This is a genomic window from Pseudomonas sp. ADAK7 (assembly GCF_012935675.1).
GTDB lineage: Bacteria > Pseudomonadota > Gammaproteobacteria > Pseudomonadales > Pseudomonadaceae > Aquipseudomonas.
The window spans coordinates 5,865,184-5,885,636 of sequence record NZ_CP052861.1; the positions used below are offsets into that span (position 1 = coordinate 5,865,184).

The following is a 20,453-nucleotide window of genomic DNA, read 5'->3' on the forward strand; positions in this document are numbered from 1 at the left end:
GAGAATCATGAGTTGTTGGCAAATAACTGGAAGCAAACCTTGACTATCAAAGGTGAGGGTATCGAGGCCCGCCTCTTCATTCTCGATGCAGCGCCAGCCTCTGATGAGGCTAGTGTGCAAATAACGCTTACGCAGCAGCCACCTCACCCGGCTCAAAACTATCCGCCCGAGCCATCTGCCACATCCGCGAATAAAACTCGCCGTTCACTTCCCCGGTCAACAATTCCCCCGGCTTCAAGAACACATGCAACTGCGAGAACAATTTAATCTCGGTCGCCGACATGCGTCGTACCAGATGCTTTGCCGACAGTTGCGAAGGATGTTCCAGCCCGGCGGCCGCCAGCATTTCAGCCAGGGCCTTCAGGGTATTGCGGTGGAAGTTGAATACGCGCTGGGCCTTGTCCGGCACCACCAACGCGCGCTGGCGCAGGGTGTCTTGGGTCGCCACGCCGGTCGGGCATTTGTTGGTGTGGCAGCTTTGCGACTGGATGCAGCCGATGGCGAACATGAAGCCGCGCGCGGAGTTGGCCCAGTCGGCGCCGATGGCCAGGACGCTGGCGATGTCGAAAGCGCTGACGATCTTGCCGCTGGCGCCGAGTTTGATTTTGTCCCGCAGGTTCAAGCCCACCAGCGTGTTGTGCACGAACAGCAAACCTTCGCGCATCGGCACGCCGATGTGGTCGGTGAACTCCACCGGTGCGGCGCCGGTGCCGCCTTCCTTGCCGTCGACGACGATAAAGTCCGGGAGGATGCCGGTTTCCAGCATGGCCTTGGCGATGCCCATGAATTCCCACGGGTGGCCGAGGCAGAACTTGAAGCCCACCGGTTTGCCGCCGGACAGTTCACGCAGTTGCTGGATGAAGTGCATCAGTTCGATCGGCGTGGAAAACGCGCTGTGCCGCGACGGCGAGATACAGTCTTCGCCCATCATGATGCCGCGGGTTTCGGCGATTTCCTTGGTGACTTTGTGCTTGGGCAAGATCCCGCCGTGGCCGGGTTTGGCGCCCTGGCTCATCTTGATTTCGATCATCCGCACTTGCGGCGTTTGCGCCTGGGCGGCGAAGCGTTCCGGGTCGAAGCGGCCCTCGGCGGTACGGCAACCGAAGTAGCCGCTGCCGAGTTCCCAGGTCAGGTCGCCGCCGTTTTCCCGGTGATAAGCGCTGATGCTGCCTTCGCCGGTGTCATGGGCGAAGTTGCCGAGCTTGGCGCCCTGGTTCAACGCGCGGATGGCGTTGGCGCTGAGGGAGCCGAAGCTCATGGCCGAGATATTGAACACCGACGCCGAGTACGGCTGGGTGCACTGCGGACCGCCGACCATGACGCGAAAACCGCTCGGGTCGCTCAGTGGTGCCGGGCGCATCGAGTGGCCGATGAATTCGAAGCCGGACTGATACACGTCAATCAACGTGCCGAACGGTTTGTCGGCGCTTTCGTTCTTGGCGCGCGAATACACCAGCGAACGCTGGGCCCGGGAGAAGGGCAGGGCGTCGCTGTCGGATTCGAGCAGGTACTGACGGATTTCCGGGCGGATGCCTTCGACCAGATAACGGATGTTGCCGAGGATCGGGTAGTTGCGGCGCACGGCGTGGGGGCTTTGCAGCAGGTCGAACAGGCCGACGAGGCTCAGCACGCCGGTGATGGCGGTGATCGGCCAGAGCCAGTCGTGTTGCAGGAAGGGCAGGCTGGCGAGGGTGAAAATCACACAGGCAGCAAAGAAGGCGTAGCGGCTCAGGAGTGACAGGCTCATACGGTTTCCCTGGGTTCGGACTCGGTTATGTGCAACACGCTATCCCTGTAGGAGCGAAGCTTGCTCGCGAAAGCGGTGTATCAGCCACCATCAATGTTGAATTTGACGGCCTCTTCGCGAGCAAGCTTCGCTCCTACGGGACGGTGGTGTTTCAGGCGTTTTGCGCCTGCAGGAATATCGAAAACAGCTCCGACTGGGACTTGATCCCCAGCTTGCTGTACATGTGTTTCTTATGGACTTTCACGGTTTCTACGGAGATTTCCAGCTTACGGGCGATTTCTTTGCTGGAGCAACCGCTGAGCATCAAACGCCCGACATCCAGTTCCCGGGCGGTCAGTTGCGCGCCTTTGAGTTGCTGCACCGAGGCTTCCAGCTGCACCCGCCAGTCGACCTGCGGCGGCGCGGGGGCCAGGGCCACGACTTCGTTGATTTCATAGGGCAGGCGCTGGCGCAACAGGCCGAGCACCCACGGCTGGATCAGCGACAGCAAGGCGATCTGCTGGCCGCTGAAACGCTGCTTGCTGCCCAACGACAGGCACAGCGTACGGTCGCCTTCGAGCTGGCAATTGAACTGGATTTCGTCGGCCACCACATTCAGACGAAAGTAGCGCTGGTAATACTCGGTCAGCTCGAAGTGCTCCGGCGCCACTTCCGACAGGCGATAGAGCCCGGTGCGCGACTGTTCGCGGCAGGCGATGTAGAACGGGTCCAGCAGGTACAAGCCGCGCAGGTAATCCTGGAACAGTTGATCGGGGCTGCCGTCCTCGCCAGGGCATTCGGCGAACACCTGCGGGTGCTGGTCGGCGCTGAAAAGCAGCACCACCCAGCTGTCGAAATCCACGTACTGATCCAGCAACCGGACCAGTTGCGTCCAGAAGTTCGGCTTGTCGAGGGCGTCGATCAGTTGCCCCACCGAACGGTGCCAGGCGATGTCATCCAGCGAGAGAGTCATGCATCTACCCCTATCGGGTTACCCCGGCCGCGTAATTCCCTGGCCGGTTGCTTGCTGCGCATACTGGCGCACAGACAACGACCGGGCAATCTTTCTGCATCCCCGGCGCTCATAACAAGGAATACCCATGAAGGTCGAACTCGCCCAATTGGCGGGCCGTGACAATGACACGGCTTACAACCTCGAACGCGCCCTGGCTGCGATTGCCGGCTGCGCCGCCGACACTCAACTGATCATGTTCCCGGAAGGCCACTTGATGGGCTTTGCGTCGGAAGAGACCGTGGCCCAGGTCGCCGAGCCGCTGGACGGCCCGACCGTCAGCGCCGTGATCGCCGCCGCCCGCGAACGCAAGATCGCGGTGGTGGTGGGCATGGCCGAGAACGACAACGGCCGTTTCTACAACACCACGCTGCTGATTACTCCCGAAGGCATTGCCCTGCGTTATCGCAAGACGCATTTGTGGGCCTCGGATCGCGGCGTCTACGAACCCGGTGATCGTTATGCCACCTGTCTGTGGAACGGTGTGCGGGTCGGCCTGCTGATTTGCTACGACATCGAATTCCCCGAAACCGCCCGCGCCCTGGCGCAACTGGGCGCTGAAGTGCTGCTGGTGACCAACGGCAACATGGACCCGTACGGCCCGACTCACCGCACCGCGATCATGGCCCGCGCCCAGGAAAACCAGGCGTTTGCGCTGATGGTCAACCGGGTGGAAGCAGGCGATGGCGGCTTGTTGTTTGCCGGCGGCAGTGCGCTGGTGGATCCGCTGGGTACGTTGCTGTTCGAAGCCGGGCGCGAGGAGGGGCAGTTTGCGGTGGAGCTGGACCTGAACCGGTTGGCGGCGGCGCGGCAGGATTATCGGTATCTGGATGATCAGCGGCTGAAGTTGCCGGGGGAGATTGTTGAGCATGCCAATGGATTGCGGGAGTTGCTGATTCCAGGGAAGTAAGTTGATCCGATCGTTCCCACGCTCTGCGTGGGAATGCCTCCACGGACGCTCCGCGTTCGGCTCTGAAGGGGACGCGGGCATTCCCACGCGGAGCGTGGGAACGATCATTGCGCCGAACTCGGCTCTGCCATAAATCTAATAAATTCGGAGTAGTCGCTCATGGCTCGTTTACAACGCACCCTGTCATTGGGTTCGGTGGTGCTGTTCGGCATCGCCTACATGACGCCGATCATTGTGCTCGGCACCTTTGGCATCCTCGCTCAATCCACCGCGGGCATGGTCCCGGCCGCTTACCTGGCGGCGCTGGTGGCGATGTTCTTCACCGCCATGAGCTACGGGCGCATGGCCGCCGCGTTTCCGGTCGCCGGCTCGGCCTACAGCTATGTGCGCAAAGCCATCAGCCCGAAACTCGGGTTCATCGCCGGTTGGGCGGTGCTGCTCGATTACCTGTTCCTGCCGATGGCGATCTGGCTGATCGGCGCGGCTTACCTCAACTCCGCGTTCCCGGCCGTGCCGCAGTGGATCTGGGTGCTGGCGTTCATCGGCATCACCAGCGCGATCAATATCGTCGGCCTGAAACTGGCCAACGGCATCAATGCCTTGCTGATGCTGGTGCAATTCCTGGTACTGATCGCCTTCGTCGCGCTGTGCATCCACTACATCGGCGGCGATGCGAGCACACCGTTGTGGACAGTCAAACCGTTCTTCAACGGCGACATGCACCTGCCGCTGATCATGAGCGGCGCGGCCATCGCCTGTTACTCGTTCCTGGGCTTTGATGCGGTCAGCACCCTGACCGAGGAAACCCGCGACCCGCGCCGCACCATTCCCCGGGCGATTATGCTGATTACCCTGATCGGCGGTCTGATTTTTGTCGGCGTGTCGTACTTCGTGCAGATCGCCCACCCGTCGTTCCAGTTCGACAGTGTCGACTCGGCGGCTTATGAAATTGCCCGCAACATTGGCGGCGACCTGTTCGTCTCAATCTTCCTCATCGGCCTGATCGTCGGTCAATTCGCGTCGGGGCTGTCGGCCCAGGCCAGTGGTTCGCGGTTGCTCTTTGCCATGGGCCGCGACGGCGTGTTGCCCAAGTCGTTCTTTGGCACCTTGCATGAGAAATTCGGCACGCCGGTCAACAGCATCCTGTTGTGCGCGGTGGTGGCGTTGCTCGCCCTGAAACTGGACGTGACCACCTCGACCTCGTTCATCAACTTCGGCGCCTTCCTGGCCTTCAGCCTGGTGAACCTGTCGGTGATCTTCCATTACTGGATCGGCGGCGAGAAGAAAGGCCCGCGTGAGCTAGTGCTGTTCCTGGTGTTCCCGTTCATTGGCCTGGTCGCGGACCTGTGGCTGATGGTCAGCCTCGATCACCTGGCGATTTACCTGGGCCTGAGCTGGCTGGCGATTGGCGTGGTGTACCTGGCGGTGCTGACGGGCGGGTTCCGTCGCCAGCCGCCGGAGATGGATTTCCAGGAAGCCACCTGACTTGCATATACCTGTAGGAGCGAAGCTTGCTCGCGAAGGCGGCGGGTCTGACACACCGCGTCATCGTTCTTCGCGGGCAAGCCTCGCTCCTACAGGACTGGTGTTCAGCTCGCCAGTTTGGTCTGGCGCACTGGCAGTTCGACGCGGAACGTCGTGCCCGTCCCGACGACGCTGCGCACCGAAATATCCCCGTGATGCTTTTTCACGATCCCGTACGACAGTGACAACCCCAGCCCGGTGCCCTGGCCAATCGGCTTGGTGGTGAAGAACGGGTCGAAGATTTTCTGCAACGTCTGCGGCTCGATGCCCGAGCCGGTGTCGGCGACTTCGATCCACACGGTTTCCCCCGCCAGCCCGGTGCTCAGGGTGATGGTGCCGCGTTCCGCCCCGATGGCCTGGGAGGCGTTGACGATCAGGTTCATGATCACCTGGTTGATTTGCGACGGCAGGCACTCGATTTCCGGCAGCACCTGATAGGCCTTCACCACGTCGGCCTTGTACTTGAGTTCGTTGGCGACGATGTTCAGGGTCGAGTCGATGCCCTGTTGCAGATTGGCCCACTGCCATTCCTGGTTGGAGTCGACCCGGGAGAAATCCTTCAGATCCTTGACGATCTGCCCGACCCGGCTGATGCCGTCCTTGGACTCCTTGATCAGCAGCGGAATGTCTTCGCGCAGGAACTCCAGCTCGATGCGTTCGCGCAGCACGCCCAGGCGCTCCATCACCTCGGTTGAGGTAATCGCCTCTTCGGCACTGCGGTAGGCGTCGAGCATTTCCTGCAGTTGCTTGAAGTAGCCTTCCAGGCAACCGAGGTTGGAGGAAATGAAGCCGATGGGGTTGTTGATTTCATGGGCGACGCCGGCCGCCAGCTGCCCCAGCGAGGCGAGTTTTTCCGATTGCACCAGTTGCGATTCAAGCTGTTTGCGCTCGTCGATTTCCCGCTGCAAGGCTTCGCTGGCCTGTTTGAACTGCGTCGTGCGCTGGTCCACCAGGTGCTCCAGGTGGTGCATCTGGACCGAGGCGCGTTCGGTCATGTCCCATTTGGTCAGCAGGGTATTGGCCATCTGCTGTACTTCAATATTGTCGAACGGCTTTTTCAGGATCAGCAGCCGGTCATGGGCCTGCAAACGGTCGAGCAGTTCATCCCACGAGTAATCGGAATAGGCGGTGCACACCACCACTTGCAGGCGCGGGTCTTCCTGCCACAAGTGTTCGATGGTCTGCGCGCCGTCCCAGCCATCGGGCATGCGCATGTCGACGAACGCCATGGCGTAGGGACGGTTTTCCTTCATGGCGAATTTGAGTTTGCCCAGGCCTTCCTGGCCGCCGAAGGCCGAGTCCAGTTCGAACAATGCGCTGGCGGATTTGGCTTCAGCGCCGAACAGCGCGGCCTCCATCTCATCCAGTTCCACGTGTTGCACAGGGTTCGGGGTGAGGATCTTGCGAAAGTCGACATGAATGGACGGTGTGTCATCGATCAACAAAATGCGTCGATTCGAAAGTTCTTTCATGCGTCACCTGCTACGGTTTTCAAAGGAATCTGCAGCGTGAACTGTGCACCTTTGCCTGGCCCGTCGCTATGGGCGGTGAGGTGGCCGTTCATCTCGATGGCGGCCAGGGCACAACTGTGCAGGCCGAAACCATGGCCCTCCTTGCGGGTGGTAAACCCGTGGGCAAAGATTCGCGTCATGTTTTCCTCGGGGATGCCTTCGCCGTCATCCTTGACGCTGACTTGCAGAATCGTGTCGTCGACGATTTTCACCCCAAGGGTCATCTGCCGAGGACGGTCGCTGAGATCGGACATCGCGTATTTGGCGTTGCTGATCAGGTTGATCAGGATCAGCAGCAAGCGGTGCTTGTCGCCCATGACCCGGGGTACGTCGCTGTACTCCTTGACCACCGTGACGTGGTGTCGGGTCAGGGCGCCGGAGTTCATGCGCAGGGCGTCCTCCAGCAATTCGCTGATGTGCAGCGGTTCCATCAGGCTGTTGGCGCCCGCGTAGGATTGCTGGGTGGCGACGATGTCCTTGATGTGGTCGACGCTTTTAGTCAGTTGGGCCAGTTCGTCGGTCATGCCCTGTTGTTCGAGGGCAATCGCGTCCACCAGTTGATTGAGGTAGCCGGGCAGTAATTTGCCCTTGGCGTCCTCGCTGAGAAAACTGCCCAGGTCTGCGGGATGTTCGTTGATCAGTTGCATCGCCTTGCCCAGCCCCAAAGCCTTGCTGCTGCGCAGTTTGCGGGTAACCAGATCAGCGGAAATGTTCACGCTGTTGAGCACATTGCCGACGTTGTGCAACACGTTGGTGGCGATCTCGGCCATGCCGGCCTGGCGCGCGGTGTCGAGCAGTTCGCTCTGGGTATCGCGCAGTTCCCGGGTGCGCTCTTCAACCCGTAGTTCCAGGTCATCGTTAGCCGTTTGCAGCGCTTTGTTGACGCGGCTGATCTCGGTGTAACTGCGCATCAGCCGGATCGCCAGATACACCAGCACCAGCACCAGCAGCACCGAAAACACCAGCATGTAGAAGTGGTAGCGCTGATAGACCGCATCGGACTGCTGCTGATCTTCGTTCAGCAGGTTGGTGATGTCGTCCAGGCGTTCGGCGACGGGGATGGCTTCGATGTTTTCCAGCAGGCGGTTGACGATCGGTTGTTCGCGCAGGATCAGCGCAATGTGGTTGTTCAGAATATCGACGGGGCTGTGGAAAGGCTCCGGCAGCCGCAGTTTGTTCACCCCCATTTTATTCAGGCCCAACAGGATATCCGCGGCCTTGTCGTCAGAGGTGACCTGAGCGAACTCCAGGGCACTGAGCACCAGGTCGTAGGTGTCGGTGGCGATGTTGTGCAGTTGCAGTTGGTCGCCATCGGTCACTTGGGTCAGGGGTTGCTGGATGTCGTCCTCGGCGGTCGGTAAAAACGCCAGGGAGTTGCGCAGCACCGCGTTGTGGGACTTGAACTGTTCCACCAGGCGGGTTTTTTCCTGGATGGCGGCCAGGTAGGCGTCATGGCTTTTGTTCCAGGCAGGCGAGTCGTTGCGGCCATGGTTCGACTCCATGCTGTCGAACCGCTCCCACAGCTGGGTCATCTCGGTCAGGGGCGAGACCAGCGGATCGTAGTTGTGACTGATGGCGACCCGGGCCTTGAGGATCTCGGTTTCCCACTGCGCGTTGAGTTGTTTCATCCGGGTAATCACGTCCCGGGATTCGGTGTAGGTCGAGGTCTGGTCAGAGCTGGATTTGAGGTACAGGAACAGCAGCGTCGAGGCCAGGCCCAGGGCTATCAGGCTGAGCAGTACCATGCTGCGACGGCGGGACATTCTCATAAAGGCTTGCCCTCCCATTCACCGGTCAGAGTCTTGAGGAACAGGATGATCAGGGCCTTGTCTTCGTCCGAAGGCACGCGCCCGAGCTGGAACGTGAACATCACATCCACCGCCTCTTCGAGGGTTGTTGCCGAGGCGTCATGGAAATACGGCGCGGTCACGGCGACGTTGCGCAGGCTCGGGACCTTGAACACGTTGCGGTCCTCTTCATCCTTGGTCACCAGGTAGCGTCCCAGGTCGGATTCGGTGGGGTTGCCCCGTGTCTGGAAGTAATCGCCCATGACCCCGAATTTCTGGAACATGTTGCCGCCGATGTTCACCCCTTGGTGGCAGGTAATGCAGCCGTAGTCCTTGAAGCGCTGATAACCGTACTTTTCATCGAGCGTCAGAATGTCGGTATTGCCTTGCAGGTATTGATCAAAGCGCGAGTTGGCACTGAGCAGCGTGCGCTCGTAGGTGGCCAGGGCATTTTGCACATTGCCCATGGTCACGCCGTCCGGGTAGGCGTTGGCGAACGCGGCTTTATAGATAGGGTCGGCGCTCAGCGTCTGCACCACGTGTTCCCAGTTGCTGCCCATTTCGGCGGGGCTCTGCACCACTTCGTGGACCTGGGTTTCCAGGGTGCCGACCCGGCCATTCCAAAACTGCCGGAAGTTCAGGGTGGCGTTGAACACGCTAGGGGTATTAACGGCCACCGGGTGGCCGTTGAACCCAATGGAAAACGGCTTGTTGTCGGCACCGCCGCTTTCCAGTCGATGGCAACCGGCGCAGGACAGGCTGTTGTTGACCGACAACCGTGGCTCATTGAACAACTGGCGACCGAGTTCGACCCGCAGGGGATTCTGTTGTGGCACGGCGGGTAACGGTTTAAGCGGTTCGTCCAGCGGTGCGCCGCTGGCGGTCAGGCTGATCGCCAATACAAACACCGCGAGTGCAAAGGCAGGGGAGGGCGACATCGGATGATTCCTTGGCGGTTGGCCTGGGTGTCGTAGTGCGTCGCTCATGTCTGGGCTGAAGGCAGCGGCTTCACCAACATCAGATAATGCGCAAAAGCATCCGGCGCCACGGCTTTGCTGAAGTAGTAACCCTGGCCTTCCTCGCAATGGTGGGCCTTGAGGAAATCCAGCTGTTCGAGGGTTTCGATGCCTTCGGCGATGACGGTCAGCTTGAGGCTCTTGCCCAGGCTGATGATGGCGCTGACCAGGGCGGCGTCGCTGCTGTCACGGCTCAGGCCACGAATGAACGACTGGTCGATTTTCAGCACATCAATGGGAAACCGGCGCAGGTAACTGAGGCTGGAATAACCGGTGCCGAAGTCATCGATGGCCAGGCGCACGCCCAGGGCCTTGATCCGGTTCAGCGCGGTCACGGTGGCATCGACGTTCTGCATCAACACGCCTTCGGTGATCTCCAGTTCGAGCAAGGTCGGGTCCATCCCGGTCTGCTTGAGGATCAACTCGATGCTCTCGACAAAGTCGCGCTGCCGGAAGTCGATGGCCGAGACGTTCACCGAGATGCAGATTTTCGGCAGCCCGGCGGTCTTCCAGATACACGCCTGGCGACAGGCCTGAGCCATCACCCATTTGGTCAGCGGCACAATCAGGCCGCTGTCTTCGGCCACCGCGATAAAGTCCGATGGATAGACCCAGCCTTGCCCCGGTTTTTTCCAGCGGATCAGTGCTTCGGCGCCCACCACCTGACCACTGCTCAAGTCGATTTTCGGCTGGTAGTGCAGGACAAATTCATTGCGTTCCAGGGCCAGGCGAATCCCCGACTCGATGCTCTGCTGCTCCCGGGCGCGCTGGTTCATTTCGTCGATGAAAAAGCTGAAATCGTTCGGGCCGTTTTCCTTGACGTTGCGCATCGCCGTTTCGGCTTTCTTGATCAGCACGATGGCGTCGAGGCCATCCTCGGGGTAAATGCTGATCCCCAGGCTGGCGGTCACGCTCAGGTCGTGGCCGGCGATGTGTTGCGGCGCGCGGATGGCATTCAACAGTTTTTCGGCGATGCCCTTGGTCTGCTGCGGGTGGCGCACGTCGGCCAGGATCACCACGAACTCGTCGGAGCCGTAGCGAAACACCGAGTCGGATTCCCGCACCGTCGCCACCAGGCTCTGGCCGACACGCTTGAGCATTTCGTCGCCGGCCGGATGCCCCAGGGCATTGTTGATGCGCTTGAAGCGGTCGAGCCCGAGAAACATCACCGCCAGTTGTTTGTCATGACGCCGGGACAGGGCCAGGGATTGGTTCAGCCGATCGCCCAGCAACGTGCTATTGGGCAACTCGGTGAGGATGTCGTACTGCAACAGGTGCGAGACCTTGAGCAGCTCATGCACCCGAGCCTCGATGGTCTGCTCCAGGCTCAGGACTTTCATTGCCGCGTCCTGGGCCATCTGCCATTTCCAGGTCAGGGCACTGGCCATCTGGCGGATTTCCAGGCTGTCGAAGGGCTTTTTCAGCACCAACAACTGGTCGCCGAATTCCAGCCGTTCGGCCATGGCTTCCCAGCTGTAATCCGAATACGCGGTGCACAAGGCGATTTGCAGGCTCGGATCGGCTTTCCACAGTTGTTCGATGGTTTCCAGGCCGTCCCAGCCCGGTGGCATGCGCATGTCGGTGAAGGCCAGCGCATAGGGGCGACCTTCGGCCCGGGCGCGCTTGACCAGGTCCAGGGCTTCCTGGCCCTGGTAGGCGGAGTCGAGCTGAAAAGTCAGCCGGTCCGGTTGCAGGGTGCCGAACAGCGCTTCTTCGGTGCCGGCCAGTGTCTGTTCCTCTTCCGCGTCGGGGTCGAGGATCTTGCGAAAATCCAGATGAATCGACGGTGTGTCGTCAATGATCAGGATGCGCCGGTTGGTCCGTACGAAGGGGGCCTTCATCCGTTGTCCTCCGTCGAACGCGGCAGGTTGTCCAGGGGCGAACCTGGCTCGTTACCTGAAGGTACGATGCTCCCGGCCTTGAGCAGTTCGGCGGCCTGTTGACTGCTGACGGCCTTGCTGAAGAAATAGCCCTGGGCGTTCATCGGCGAACCGGTGGCCATCAGCGAACTGCGTTGCTCCTGGGTTTCGACGCCCTCGGCGATGATGCCGATCCCCACGTCACGGGCAAAGTTGATGATCGCGCGCAAGGTATTGGCGCTGGCCGGATCCTGGGCGGCGGTGTCGATAAAGGCCTGGGCCAGTTTCAGGTGATTGACCTGGTAGGTCTTGAGGTAATCGAACGAGGAATACTCGGTGCCGAAGTCGTCGATGGCGATCTTCACCCCCAGCTCCCGCAGGCGCGGCAGCACATCGTTGTGGGTCCATTTGGTCTGGGCCAGGGTCGCTTCGGTGACGTCGAAGCGTAAATCCCACGGGCACAGTTCCCAACGCGCGGTGGTGCGCAGCACGTCGTAGATCAGCTCGGGACCGCTCTTGAGCTGGGCCAGGGACAGCTTGATCGCAATCACCGGCGGCGCCATGTCCTCGTCGCGCCACTGGCGCATCTGCCGGCAGGCCTGATCCAGCACCCAGTGGCCGAGGGCAACAATGGTCCCGGTTTTTTCCGCCGCCGGCAGGAACGCCGGGCCTTCGAGTAAGCCGCGTGTGGGGTGGTTCCAGCTGACCTGGGCTTCCATGCCGAGGATCTTGCCGGTGCTCAGGTCCACTTCCGGCCAGTAATGCAGTTCGAGTTCTTCGTTGTCGATAGCGGTTTTCAGGTCGCTGGCGATGGTCATGCGCTCGACCACTTCCTGATTGATCTCCTCGGAATGGAAGTGGTACTGGTTGCGGCCCTGCTCCTTGGAGCGATAGAGCGCCATGTCGGCCTGGGTCAGCAGGCTGTCGGCACTGAGCATGTCCGGGGTGCAGCTGCTGATGCCGATGCTCACCGAGGCCCGCACATCGTTGCCGCCCAGGGAGTAGGGCTGCACCAGCGCATCGCGGACCTTGACCGCCAGCGCCGCGGATTGGGTCGGGTCGCTGACATCGAGCTGCAGGATCGCGAACTCGTCACCGCCGAGGCGCGCGACCACGTCGTTTTCCCGCACGCAGGCCTTGATCCGCCGGGCGACTTCTTGCAGCAACAGGTCGCCCACCGGATGGCCGAGGGTGTCGTTGATACGCTTGAAGTGGTCCAGGTCCAGGTAAAAAATCGCAAACGCGGTGGCGCCTCGACGGTTGGCGGCGAACGCCTGGTGCAAGCGCTCGATCAGCGTGGCGCGGTTGGCCAGCCCGGTCAGTCCGTCGGTGCGGGCGAGCAAGGCGATTTTCTCTTCGGCGAGCCGGCGTTCGGTGATGTCGAGGATGATGCCTTCGACCTCCAGCAAGCGTCCTTCGGCGTCACGCACCGGGATGTAGCGGTTTTCGACCCAGCGCCAGGCGCCGTCGCCGGTGCGCATGCGGAACTCGATGGAAGCGCCCTCGGCATGCCGGTCCAGTACCCGCTCCATGGCGTCGTCGACTTTCGACAGGTCGTCCGGGTGAATCAGCTCCTTGGACCAATTGGCCGACGCCACCAGTTGCGCGGCGATGTGCCCGTACTTGGTGATGTTGTGGGAGATGTACATCAGCGGGAACGACGGCTCGCCGCGCAGTCGATAGAGGATGGTCGGGCTGTTTTGCACAATGATGTTGGCATCGGACAGCTCCAGGGTGCGTTCTTCGACCGCTTGCTCGAGCAGCGACATTTTCAGCGCCGCGTCTTCGGTCATCTGCCATTTGGCGGTGAGGGCACTGGCCATCTGGCGGATTTCAATGGCATCGAAGGGTTTTTTCAGGATCAACAGGCGATCGCCCAGCTCCAGACGTTCGTCGATGTCTTCCCAGGAATAGTCGGAATAAGCGGTGCACAGCGCCACTTGCAGCTTGGGGTCGACCTGCCACAGCCGTTCGATGGTTTCCAGGCCATCCCAGCCCGGCGGCATGCGCATGTCGATGAAGGCCATGGCGTAGGGCATGTCGTTGGCCAGCGCCGTTTCGACCATGTCCAGGGCTTCAAGCCCCTGAAAGGCCGAGTCGAGGCTGAAGCTTTGCAGGGTGACGGCCGCCGTTGATCCGAAAAGCGCCCGTTCGGTGCTGTCCAGATCTTCGTCTTCAATCGACTGCGGGCTGAGGATCTTCGCGAAATCCTGATGGATCGAAGCGGTATCGTCGACGATGAGGATTCGTCGGTTGGTCCGTGTCAGCAGCGCATTCATAGGCATGCACCCTGGGTGACAGCGGTTCGAAACGGTCTGTTCATAGGGGCATCCTTTCCCTGATCACCTGGCCGAACGGTTACAGAATGTGGATCCGAGTCAGCTGAGCATAGTCCTTTGTCTGGAGTTCGCTTGGGGGAATGGAATGAATGAGTTGCGGGCAGTGTCTGAAAATCATCTAGCCTGTAGCTCAGGCTCCGGCAAGAGTGGATGTTTGCCGTGGCCTGACACGCGATAGACCCGTTTCACTCGAGGTGACGCCATGGAAGAGCAACTCCCTACGACTTTGACCGATAAACCCAAGGTGTTGCTGGTCGACGACGAGGAATCAATCCTCAACAGCCTGCGGCGCCTGTTACGCGGCCAGCCCTTCGATGTGCTGCTGGCCACCAGCGGTGCCCAGGCCCTGGAGCTCATGGCGCAGCACAGCATCGACCTGGTGATGACTGACGCGCGCATGCCCAATATGGACGGCGCGACGCTGCTGGCGCACATCCATCAGCTCTATCCGACCACCACGCGCATCCTGCTCACCGGGTACGCCGACCTGCCGACCATCATTAAAGCCATCAACGACGGGCAGATTCACCGCTACATCAGCAAACCCTGGAACGACGAGGAAATGCTCCTGACCCTGCGCCAGGCCCTGGAACACCAGCACTCCGAGCGCGAACGCCGGCGCCTGGTGCAATTGACCCGGCAGCAGAACGATCAGCTGAAAACCCTCAATTCCACCCTGGAAAAACACGTCGCGGCGCGCACGTCCGAGTTGCAACAGACCGCCGACATGCTTGACCTGGCCTATGAAGAGCTCAAACACAGCTATGTCACCGGCACCGAGGTGTTCTCGTTGCTGGCCAACCTGCGCCTGCCGCCGGCCAAGCAGACCAACCGCCAGATCATCGAGCTGGTGCGGGTGTACTGCAAACTCCACGGCCTGGACGAAGGCACCAGCCGCGACCTGACCATGGCCGCCGCGCTCTACAACATCGGCAAGCTGAGCTGGACCGACAGCATGATGATCACGCCGTCGGACATGCTGCATCACCTTGATCGCGACCGTTATCGCGAGTATCCGAAGCAGAGCGAATCGCTGCTGATGACCCTCGACCCGATGAAGGATGCCGCGCGGCTGATCCTGCACCATCAGGAACGTTGGGACGGCAGCGGGTTTCCGGACCGGCTCAAGGGTGAAGCGATTCCGTTTGGTTCGCGGTTGTTGAAACTGGCGGTGGATTTCATCGAATTGCAGCGCGGGTTGATCCTTGAGCGGCAGATGAACAGCGACGAAGCGCTGGTGTATATCCGCAGCTATGCCGGGCGGCTCTACGATCCGGAATTGGTCGAGGATTTCATTCAGGTCTGCGCCGCGTACCTCAGTGACGTGACCCTGGCCGATCCAACGGTCAAAGTGCTGACCACCCGCGACCTGGCGCCGGGCATGATCCTGGCGCGCAACCTCAATGCCGACAACGGCATGTTGCTGCTCAATGCCGGCAAAGTGCTGAACGGGCCGTTGGTGGATAAATTGATTGCCTTTGAAACCATGGAAGGCGCGAAGTACAGCGTGTTCGTGAAAGTCCCCGAGGAAGTCGAAGCACTTCTGGAGCGCGAAACGTCGTAGACCTGTAGGAGCAAGGCTTGCCCGCGATGGCGATTTCACGGACGCCATCGCGGGCAAGCCTGGCTCCTACAGGTTATTCTTATGGCCTTTTAACCTAGGCCAACCTCGATCCATGTCAACTGAGCCCCGCATCATCCACATCGCCGCCGCCCTGTTGATCGGTCCCGACGGCCGCACCCTGTTGGTACGCAAACGTGGCACCCAGGCCTTCATGCAACCGGGCGGCAAGATCGAGCCCCATGAGCAACCGGCCCACGCCCTGGCCCGCGAACTGGAAGAAGAACTGGGCCTGGTTATCGACACCGCGCAAGCCACTTATCTGGGCCGGTTCTCGGCGCCGGCCGCCAACGAACCGGGTTTTGTCGTCCAGGCCGAACTCTTCCTGCTGACCATCGATTCAGACGTCTGCCCGGCGGCCGAGATCGAAGAGGTACGCTGGATCGATCCTGCCACCGACGGCCAACTCACGCTGGCACCATTGACACGGGACGTGATCCTGCCGTTTTATCGAGCCTCGTTGACCGCGATCGCCTGACCAAGACAAGACCAAGGACTGCCCCATGATCCCGCTTCAAGATTTGCTGATCTTCGCCGCCGCCGCGTTGCTGATGGTACTGACGCCGGGGCCGAACATGATCTACCTGATCTCCCGGTCGATCTGTCAGGGGCGCAAGGCCGGCGTGACCTCGTTGCTCGGAGTGGTGGCGGGGTTCTTCGTGCACCTGTTCGCCGCCGCGGCCGGTTTGACCGCGGTGTTCCTGGCGGTGCCGATGGCTTATGAAGTGCTGAAATGGGCCGGCGCCCTATACCTGGTGTGGCTGGCCTGGCAGGCAGTCAGACCCGGCGCGCGTTCACCGTTCGAAGCCCAGCAGTTGCCGCCGGATTCGTCGCGCAAACTGATCACCATGGGTTTTCTGACCAGTGCCCTGAACCCGAAGATCGCGGTGTTTTACCTGTCGGTGTTTCCGCAATTCATCAGCCCGGAACACGGCTCGGTGTTTACCCAGAGCATCGTCCTCGGGCTGACCCAGATCAGCGTGAGTTTTTGCGTCAACCTGTTGATCGCCGTATTCGCGGCGGGCATCGCCTCGTGGTTCGTCAACAACCCGACCTGGCTGGCCGTGCAGCGTTATTTCATGGGCTTCGTGTTGGCGGCACTCGCGGTGCGACTGATGCTTGAGCAACGCAGGACGGCTTGACCATGTGGATTGAACGACTGGATGCCAGCCATGCCCTGGACTACCGGGCGCTGATGCTCGAAGCCTACGACTTGCACCCGCAGGCGTTCACCTCCAGCGTGCGTGAACGCGCGGTGATGCCGTTGAGTTGGTGGGAGTCGCGGTTGACCAGCAAGCTGGACGTGGTGTTCGGCGCGTTCGAGGACGGCCAGTTGGCGGGCATCGTCGGCCTGGCGTTCGAACCTCGGGAAAAAGCCCGGCACAAGGCGACGTTGTTCGGCATGTATGTGTCTGGCAAGGTTCGTCAGCGTGGCGTGGGGTTTGAACTGGTGCAGGCGGCGTTGACCGAGGCGCAGAACCATCCCGGATTGAGGTTGATTCAATTGACCGTGACGGCGGGTAATGAAGCTGCGTTCAAGCTGTACCAGCGCTGCGGCTTCATCCAGTACGGCCTCGAGCCTTTAGCTGTGCGGGTCGGCGAGGACTACTTCGACAAAATCCACATGTGGCGCGAGCTCTGAAGCCACCGTGGACCTGATCGTTCCCACGCTCCGCGTGGGAATGCAGCCCGGGACGCTCCGCGTCCCATCAACAGCCGAACGCGGAGCGTCCGTTGAGGCATTCCCACGCAGAGCGTGGGAACGATCAGTCGTACGGTGTTAGCGAACCGCGCTTACGCCGTCGAGGGTCGAAAACGAGGTGTCTTTGGCCGTCAGCAGGAAATCGCGCATGTACGGCGCATCCAGCATGTCCGCGCGAATCCCCGCATACAGCGTCGCAAACAAGCCTTTCTCGCCCAGCCGCTTGGCCTTCACATAACCCCGTGAGCTGTATTCATGCAGCGCCCAATGGGGCATGCCGCACACGCCGCGACCGCTGGCCACCAGTTGCATCATCATCACCGTCAGTTCCGAAGTGCGGACCTGCGCCGGTTCCACATCGGCCGGTTCCAGGAAGCGGGTGAAGATGTCCAGCCGATCTCGCTCCACCGGATAGGTGATCAAGGTTTCGGTGAGCAAATCTTCCGGAACGATGTACGCCTTGTTTGCCAAGCGGTGCTGATTGGCCACCGCGAGCATCGCTTCATAGGTGAACAACGGCACATAGGTGATCCCGGCCAGTTCCAGCGGATCGGAGGTCACCACCAAATCCAGATCGCCACGGGCCAGGGCCGGCAGCGGGGCGAAGGAGAAGCCCGAGGCCAGGTCGAGTTCGACTTCCGGCCAGGCATCACGGAACTGGTCGATGGTCGGCATCAGCCACTGGAAACAACTGTGGCACTCGATCGCCATGTGCAAACGCCCGGCGGTGCCACCGGCCAGCCGCGCGATATCACGCTCGGCGCCGCGCAGCAGTGGCAGGGTGGCGTCGGCCAGTTGCAGCAAACGCAAACCGGCGCTGGTGAAGCGCACCGGTTTGGTCTTGCGCACGAACAACGGCATGCCCATGCGCTCCTCCAGTTCCTTGAACTGGTGAGACAGGGCGGACTGGGTCAGGTGCAGGCGGTCGGCTGCATCCACCAGGCTATCGGCTTCGCGCAAGGCGTGCAGGGTCTTCAGGTGACGGATTTCAAGCACCGGGGGCTCCATGAGGAAAACTTGTGATCAACACGAAAAGGTTGAGTTTGTCTCATGTTGGCTTGGGTGTCGACAATAGGGCCACGTTTTACATCATCTTTGAAAGGGAGAAATTCACCATGGCTCTGGCCCACACACTTGGTTTCCCGCGTATCGGCGCTGACCGCGAACTGAAAAAAGCCCTGGAATCCTACTGGAAGGGCGATCTCGATCAGGACGCGTTGAAAGCCGTCGGCCGCCAATTGCGCGCCACCCACTGGCAATTGCAGAAAGACGCCGGCATCGACCTGCTGCCGGTTGGTGACTTCGCCTGGTATGACCAAGTGCTGAGCCATTCCCTGGTCTTCGGCGTGATACCCGAGCGTTTCGACAGCACCCTTGGCGCAAGCGGCCAGCCAACCCTCGACACCCTGTTCGCCATGGCTCGCGGCGCGACCACTGGCTGCTGCGGCGGTGAACACACTAAAGCGCAATACGCCCAAGAGCTGACCAAGTGGTTCGACACCAACTACCACTACCTGGTCCCGGAATTCAGCGCTGACCAACAGTTCAAGTTGAGCTGGGAACAGTTGTTCGACGAAGTCGAGGAAGCCAAGGCCCTGGGCCACAACGTCAAACCGGTGATCATCGGCCCGCTGACTTACCTGTGGCTGGGCAAGGCCAAAGGCAACGATTTCGACAAACTCGACCTGCTGGAACGTCTGTTGCCGGTCTACAACGAAATTCTCGGTCGCCTCGCCGAGCAAGGCGTGGAATGGGTGCAGATTGACGAACCGATCCTGACCCTCGACCTGCCACAAGCCTGGAAAAGTGCCTTCGAGCGCGCTTACCACATTCTGCAGTACTCGCCGCTGCGCAAACTGGTCGCCACCTACTTCAGCGGCCTGGAAGATAACCTCGGCCTGGCCGTCAGCCTGCCGGTGCAAGGCCTGCACATCGATGCCGTGCGCGCGCCGGATCAACTCGGGCAAGTGCTGGATCGCCTGCCGACCTACAAGATTCTCTCGGTGGGTCTGGTCAACGGTCGCAACGTCTGGCGCTGCGAACTGGAGCAAGTCCTCGCGCAACTGCAACCGGCGCAAGAGCGCTTCGGCGACAACCTGTGGGTCAGCAGTTCCTGCTCGTTGCTGCACAGCCCTGTTGATCTGGAGCGTGAAGACAAACTCGATCCCGAGCTGAAATCCTGGCTGGCCTTTGCGGTGCAGAAGTGCGGGGAAATTGCTGTGCTGCGCGATGCCTTGAACGACCCGCAATCACCCAAGGTGCAAACGGCCTTGGCCGAGAGCCGGGCGATCCAGGCCAGCCGTGCGCAATCGCCACGCATCCACAAAGCTGAAGTTCAGGCGCGCATCGCCGCTGTCGGCGCCAAGGACAGCCAACGGCATTCGCCGTTTGCAAAGCGCATCGAACAACAACGTGCTCGCCTGCAATTGCCGGCATTCCCGACCACCACCATCGGCTCGTTCCCGCAGACCGGTTCGATCCGTCTCGCTCGCCAGGCCTTCAAGCAGGGCAAGCTGTCGGCCAACGATTACACCGACGCCATGCACAGCGAAATCCGCCACGCGGTGCAAGTCCAGGAACGCCTGGGCCTGGACGTGCTGGTGCACGGTGAAGCCGAGCGCAACGACATGGTCGAATACTTCGCCGAGCAACTGGACGGCTACCTGTTCACTCGGTTCGGCTGGGTCCAGAGCTACGGTTCGCGCTGTGTGAAACCGGCGATCATCTACGGTGACCTCAGTCGTCCGAACGCCATGACTGTCGATTGGATTACCTACGCCCAGAGCCTGACCGACAAGGTCATGAAGGGCATGCTCACCGGTCCCGTGACCATGCTGATGTGGTCGTTTCCGCGCGAAGACGTGTCGCGCAAAATCCAGGCACAACAACTGGCCCTGGCCCTGCGCGACGAAGTAGTGGACCTGGAAAACGCCGGGATCAAGATCGTGCAGATCGACGAAGCGGCATTCCGCGAAGGCTTGCCGCTACGCCGGGCGCAATGGCAGGAATACCTCGACTGGGCGGTGGAAGCGTTCCGTCTCACGGCGTCCGGGGTGCGGGACGAAACCCAGATCCACACCCACATGTGCTACAGCGAATTCAATGACGTGATCAAATCCATCGCGGCCATGGACGCCGACGTGATCACCATCGAAACCTCCCGTTCGGATATGGAATTGCTCGAGGCCTTCGAAGCCTTCGACTACCCGAACGACATCGGCCCGGGCGTGTATGACATCCACTCACCACGGGTACCGGACACGACCGAGATGGTCAAGTTGATGAGTAAAGCGGTGAAGCGCATTCCGGCTGAGCGGTTGTGGGTCAATCCGGATTGCGGGTTGAAGACTCGGGCGTGGCCGGAGACTGAGGCGGCGCTGGTGAATATGGTGGCGGCGGCGCGGCAGTTGCGCAGTCAGTTGGCTTAATGAATTGATGTTGTTGAT

Annotated in this window: 15 protein-coding genes; 7 read left to right on the forward strand and 8 right to left on the reverse strand. The window is 60.8% G+C overall.

The genetic code is table 11. The features are described 5' to 3' along the window. Positions 1-127: 127 nt before the first annotated feature. Positions 128-1,747 carry an FMN-binding glutamate synthase family protein gene (locus HKK53_RS27010; protein WP_169373277.1) on the reverse strand — a complete coding sequence of 540 codons (1,620 nt, stop codon included), beginning with the start codon at positions 1,745-1,747 and terminating at the stop codon, positions 128-130. A gap of 151 nt (positions 1,748-1,898) precedes the next feature. Next, positions 1,899-2,699, reverse strand: coding sequence for a helix-turn-helix transcriptional regulator (locus HKK53_RS27015; protein WP_169373278.1), 801 nt, complete (start codon positions 2,697-2,699; stop codon positions 1,899-1,901). Positions 2,700-2,826: 127 nt separating this feature from the next. On the opposite strand from HKK53_RS27015, the gene HKK53_RS27020 reads away from it, so the two are divergent. Continuing rightward, the gene (locus HKK53_RS27020; protein WP_169373279.1) at positions 2,827-3,648 is read left to right on the forward strand and encodes a carbon-nitrogen hydrolase family protein; all 822 of its coding nucleotides are present in this window, start codon (positions 2,827-2,829) and stop codon (positions 3,646-3,648) included. A 159-nt stretch (positions 3,649-3,807) separates the two neighbouring features. Further along, the gene (locus HKK53_RS27025; protein WP_169373280.1) at positions 3,808-5,133 is read left to right on the forward strand and encodes an APC family permease; all 1,326 of its coding nucleotides are present in this window, start codon (positions 3,808-3,810) and stop codon (positions 5,131-5,133) included. Between the two features lie 104 nt (positions 5,134-5,237). Here the strand turns inward: HKK53_RS27025 and HKK53_RS27030 are convergent, their stop codons facing one another. From HKK53_RS27030 to HKK53_RS27050, 5 genes are read right to left on the reverse strand one after another with little or no spacing between them, the layout of a single operon-like run. After that, positions 5,238-6,644 (reverse strand): ATP-binding protein, encoded by a 1,407-nt coding sequence (locus HKK53_RS27030; RefSeq protein ID WP_169373281.1) that lies wholly within the window; start codon positions 6,642-6,644, stop codon positions 5,238-5,240. Then, complete coding sequence (locus HKK53_RS27035) at positions 6,641-8,452, reverse strand: DAHL domain-containing protein (protein ID WP_169373282.1); 1,812 nt, start codon at positions 8,450-8,452, stop codon at positions 6,641-6,643. The genes HKK53_RS27030 and HKK53_RS27035 overlap by 4 nt, the downstream gene beginning before the upstream one ends. Beyond that, positions 8,449-9,408: a cytochrome-c peroxidase gene (locus tag HKK53_RS27040; protein ID WP_169373283.1), complete on the reverse strand. Its 960-nt coding sequence runs from the start codon at positions 9,406-9,408 to the stop codon at positions 8,449-8,451. Before HKK53_RS27040 ends, HKK53_RS27035 begins: the two co-directional genes overlap by 4 nt. Positions 9,409-9,452: 44 nt before the next feature. Then, a complete protein-coding gene (locus HKK53_RS27045) occupies positions 9,453-11,327 on the reverse strand; it encodes a putative bifunctional diguanylate cyclase/phosphodiesterase (protein ID WP_169373284.1) in 1,875 nt (624 codons plus the stop codon). Continuing rightward, positions 11,324-13,630 (reverse strand): putative bifunctional diguanylate cyclase/phosphodiesterase, encoded by a 2,307-nt coding sequence (locus HKK53_RS27050; RefSeq protein ID WP_169373285.1) that lies wholly within the window; start codon positions 13,628-13,630, stop codon positions 11,324-11,326. Before HKK53_RS27050 ends, HKK53_RS27045 begins: the two co-directional genes overlap by 4 nt. A 256-nt stretch (positions 13,631-13,886) precedes the next feature. Between HKK53_RS27050 and HKK53_RS27055 the strand changes: the two genes are divergently transcribed. From HKK53_RS27055 to HKK53_RS27070, 4 genes are all read left to right on the forward strand, one after another. Next, positions 13,887-15,248 carry an HD domain-containing phosphohydrolase gene (locus tag HKK53_RS27055; protein ID WP_169373286.1) on the forward strand — a complete coding sequence of 454 codons (1,362 nt, stop codon included), beginning with the start codon at positions 13,887-13,889 and terminating at the stop codon, positions 15,246-15,248. Between the two features lie 112 nt (positions 15,249-15,360). Next, positions 15,361-15,783, forward strand: coding sequence for an NUDIX hydrolase (locus tag HKK53_RS27060; RefSeq protein ID WP_169373287.1), 423 nt, complete (start codon positions 15,361-15,363; stop codon positions 15,781-15,783). A gap of 25 nt (positions 15,784-15,808) precedes the next feature. Then, positions 15,809-16,447 carry a LysE family translocator gene (locus tag HKK53_RS27065; protein WP_169373288.1) on the forward strand — a complete coding sequence of 213 codons (639 nt, stop codon included), beginning with the start codon at positions 15,809-15,811 and terminating at the stop codon, positions 16,445-16,447. A 2-nt stretch (positions 16,448-16,449) separates the two neighbouring features. Further along, entirely contained in the window at positions 16,450-16,947 is a 498-nt protein-coding gene (locus HKK53_RS27070) for a GNAT family N-acetyltransferase (protein ID WP_169373289.1), read from the forward strand. Between the two features lie 138 nt (positions 16,948-17,085). Here HKK53_RS27070 and metR read toward each other — a convergent pair whose 3' ends face one another. Beyond that, the gene (metR, locus tag HKK53_RS27075; RefSeq protein ID WP_123515140.1) at positions 17,086-18,003 is read right to left on the reverse strand and encodes a transcriptional regulator MetR; all 918 of its coding nucleotides are present in this window, start codon (positions 18,001-18,003) and stop codon (positions 17,086-17,088) included. A gap of 119 nt (positions 18,004-18,122) precedes the next feature. On the opposite strand from metR, the gene metE reads away from it, so the two are divergent. Beyond that, on the forward strand, positions 18,123-20,435 hold the full coding sequence (gene metE, locus HKK53_RS27080) for a 5-methyltetrahydropteroyltriglutamate--homocysteine S-methyltransferase (RefSeq protein WP_169373290.1): 2,313 nt from the start codon (positions 18,123-18,125) through the stop codon (positions 20,433-20,435). The last annotated feature ends 18 nt before the right edge of the window (positions 20,436-20,453 follow it).

Bases quoted from the DNA above. Each gene is read 5' to 3' on its own strand.
- HKK53_RS27010 (WP_169373277.1), bottom strand. From the start codon at position 1,747: ATGAGCCTGTCACTCCTGAGCCGCTACGCCTTCTTTGCTGCCTGTGTG.
- HKK53_RS27015 (WP_169373278.1), bottom strand. From the start codon at position 2,699: ATGACTCTCTCGCTGGATGACATCGCCTGGCACCGTTCGGTGGGGCAA.
- HKK53_RS27020 (WP_169373279.1), top strand. From the start codon at position 2,827: ATGAAGGTCGAACTCGCCCAATTGGCGGGCCGTGACAATGACACGGCT.
- HKK53_RS27025 (WP_169373280.1), top strand. From the start codon at position 3,808: ATGGCTCGTTTACAACGCACCCTGTCATTGGGTTCGGTGGTGCTGTTC.
- HKK53_RS27030 (WP_169373281.1), bottom strand. From the start codon at position 6,644: ATGAAAGAACTTTCGAATCGACGCATTTTGTTGATCGATGACACACCG.
- HKK53_RS27035 (WP_169373282.1), bottom strand. From the start codon at position 8,452: ATGAGAATGTCCCGCCGTCGCAGCATGGTACTGCTCAGCCTGATAGCC.
- HKK53_RS27040 (WP_169373283.1), bottom strand. From the start codon at position 9,408: ATGTCGCCCTCCCCTGCCTTTGCACTCGCGGTGTTTGTATTGGCGATC.
- HKK53_RS27045 (WP_169373284.1), bottom strand. From the start codon at position 11,327: ATGAAGGCCCCCTTCGTACGGACCAACCGGCGCATCCTGATCATTGAC.
- HKK53_RS27050 (WP_169373285.1), bottom strand. From the start codon at position 13,630: ATGCCTATGAATGCGCTGCTGACACGGACCAACCGACGAATCCTCATC.
- HKK53_RS27055 (WP_169373286.1), top strand. From the start codon at position 13,887: ATGGAAGAGCAACTCCCTACGACTTTGACCGATAAACCCAAGGTGTTG.
- HKK53_RS27060 (WP_169373287.1), top strand. From the start codon at position 15,361: ATGTCAACTGAGCCCCGCATCATCCACATCGCCGCCGCCCTGTTGATC.
- HKK53_RS27065 (WP_169373288.1), top strand. From the start codon at position 15,809: ATGATCCCGCTTCAAGATTTGCTGATCTTCGCCGCCGCCGCGTTGCTG.
- HKK53_RS27070 (WP_169373289.1), top strand. From the start codon at position 16,450: ATGTGGATTGAACGACTGGATGCCAGCCATGCCCTGGACTACCGGGCG.
- metE (WP_169373290.1), top strand. From the start codon at position 18,123: ATGGCTCTGGCCCACACACTTGGTTTCCCGCGTATCGGCGCTGACCGC.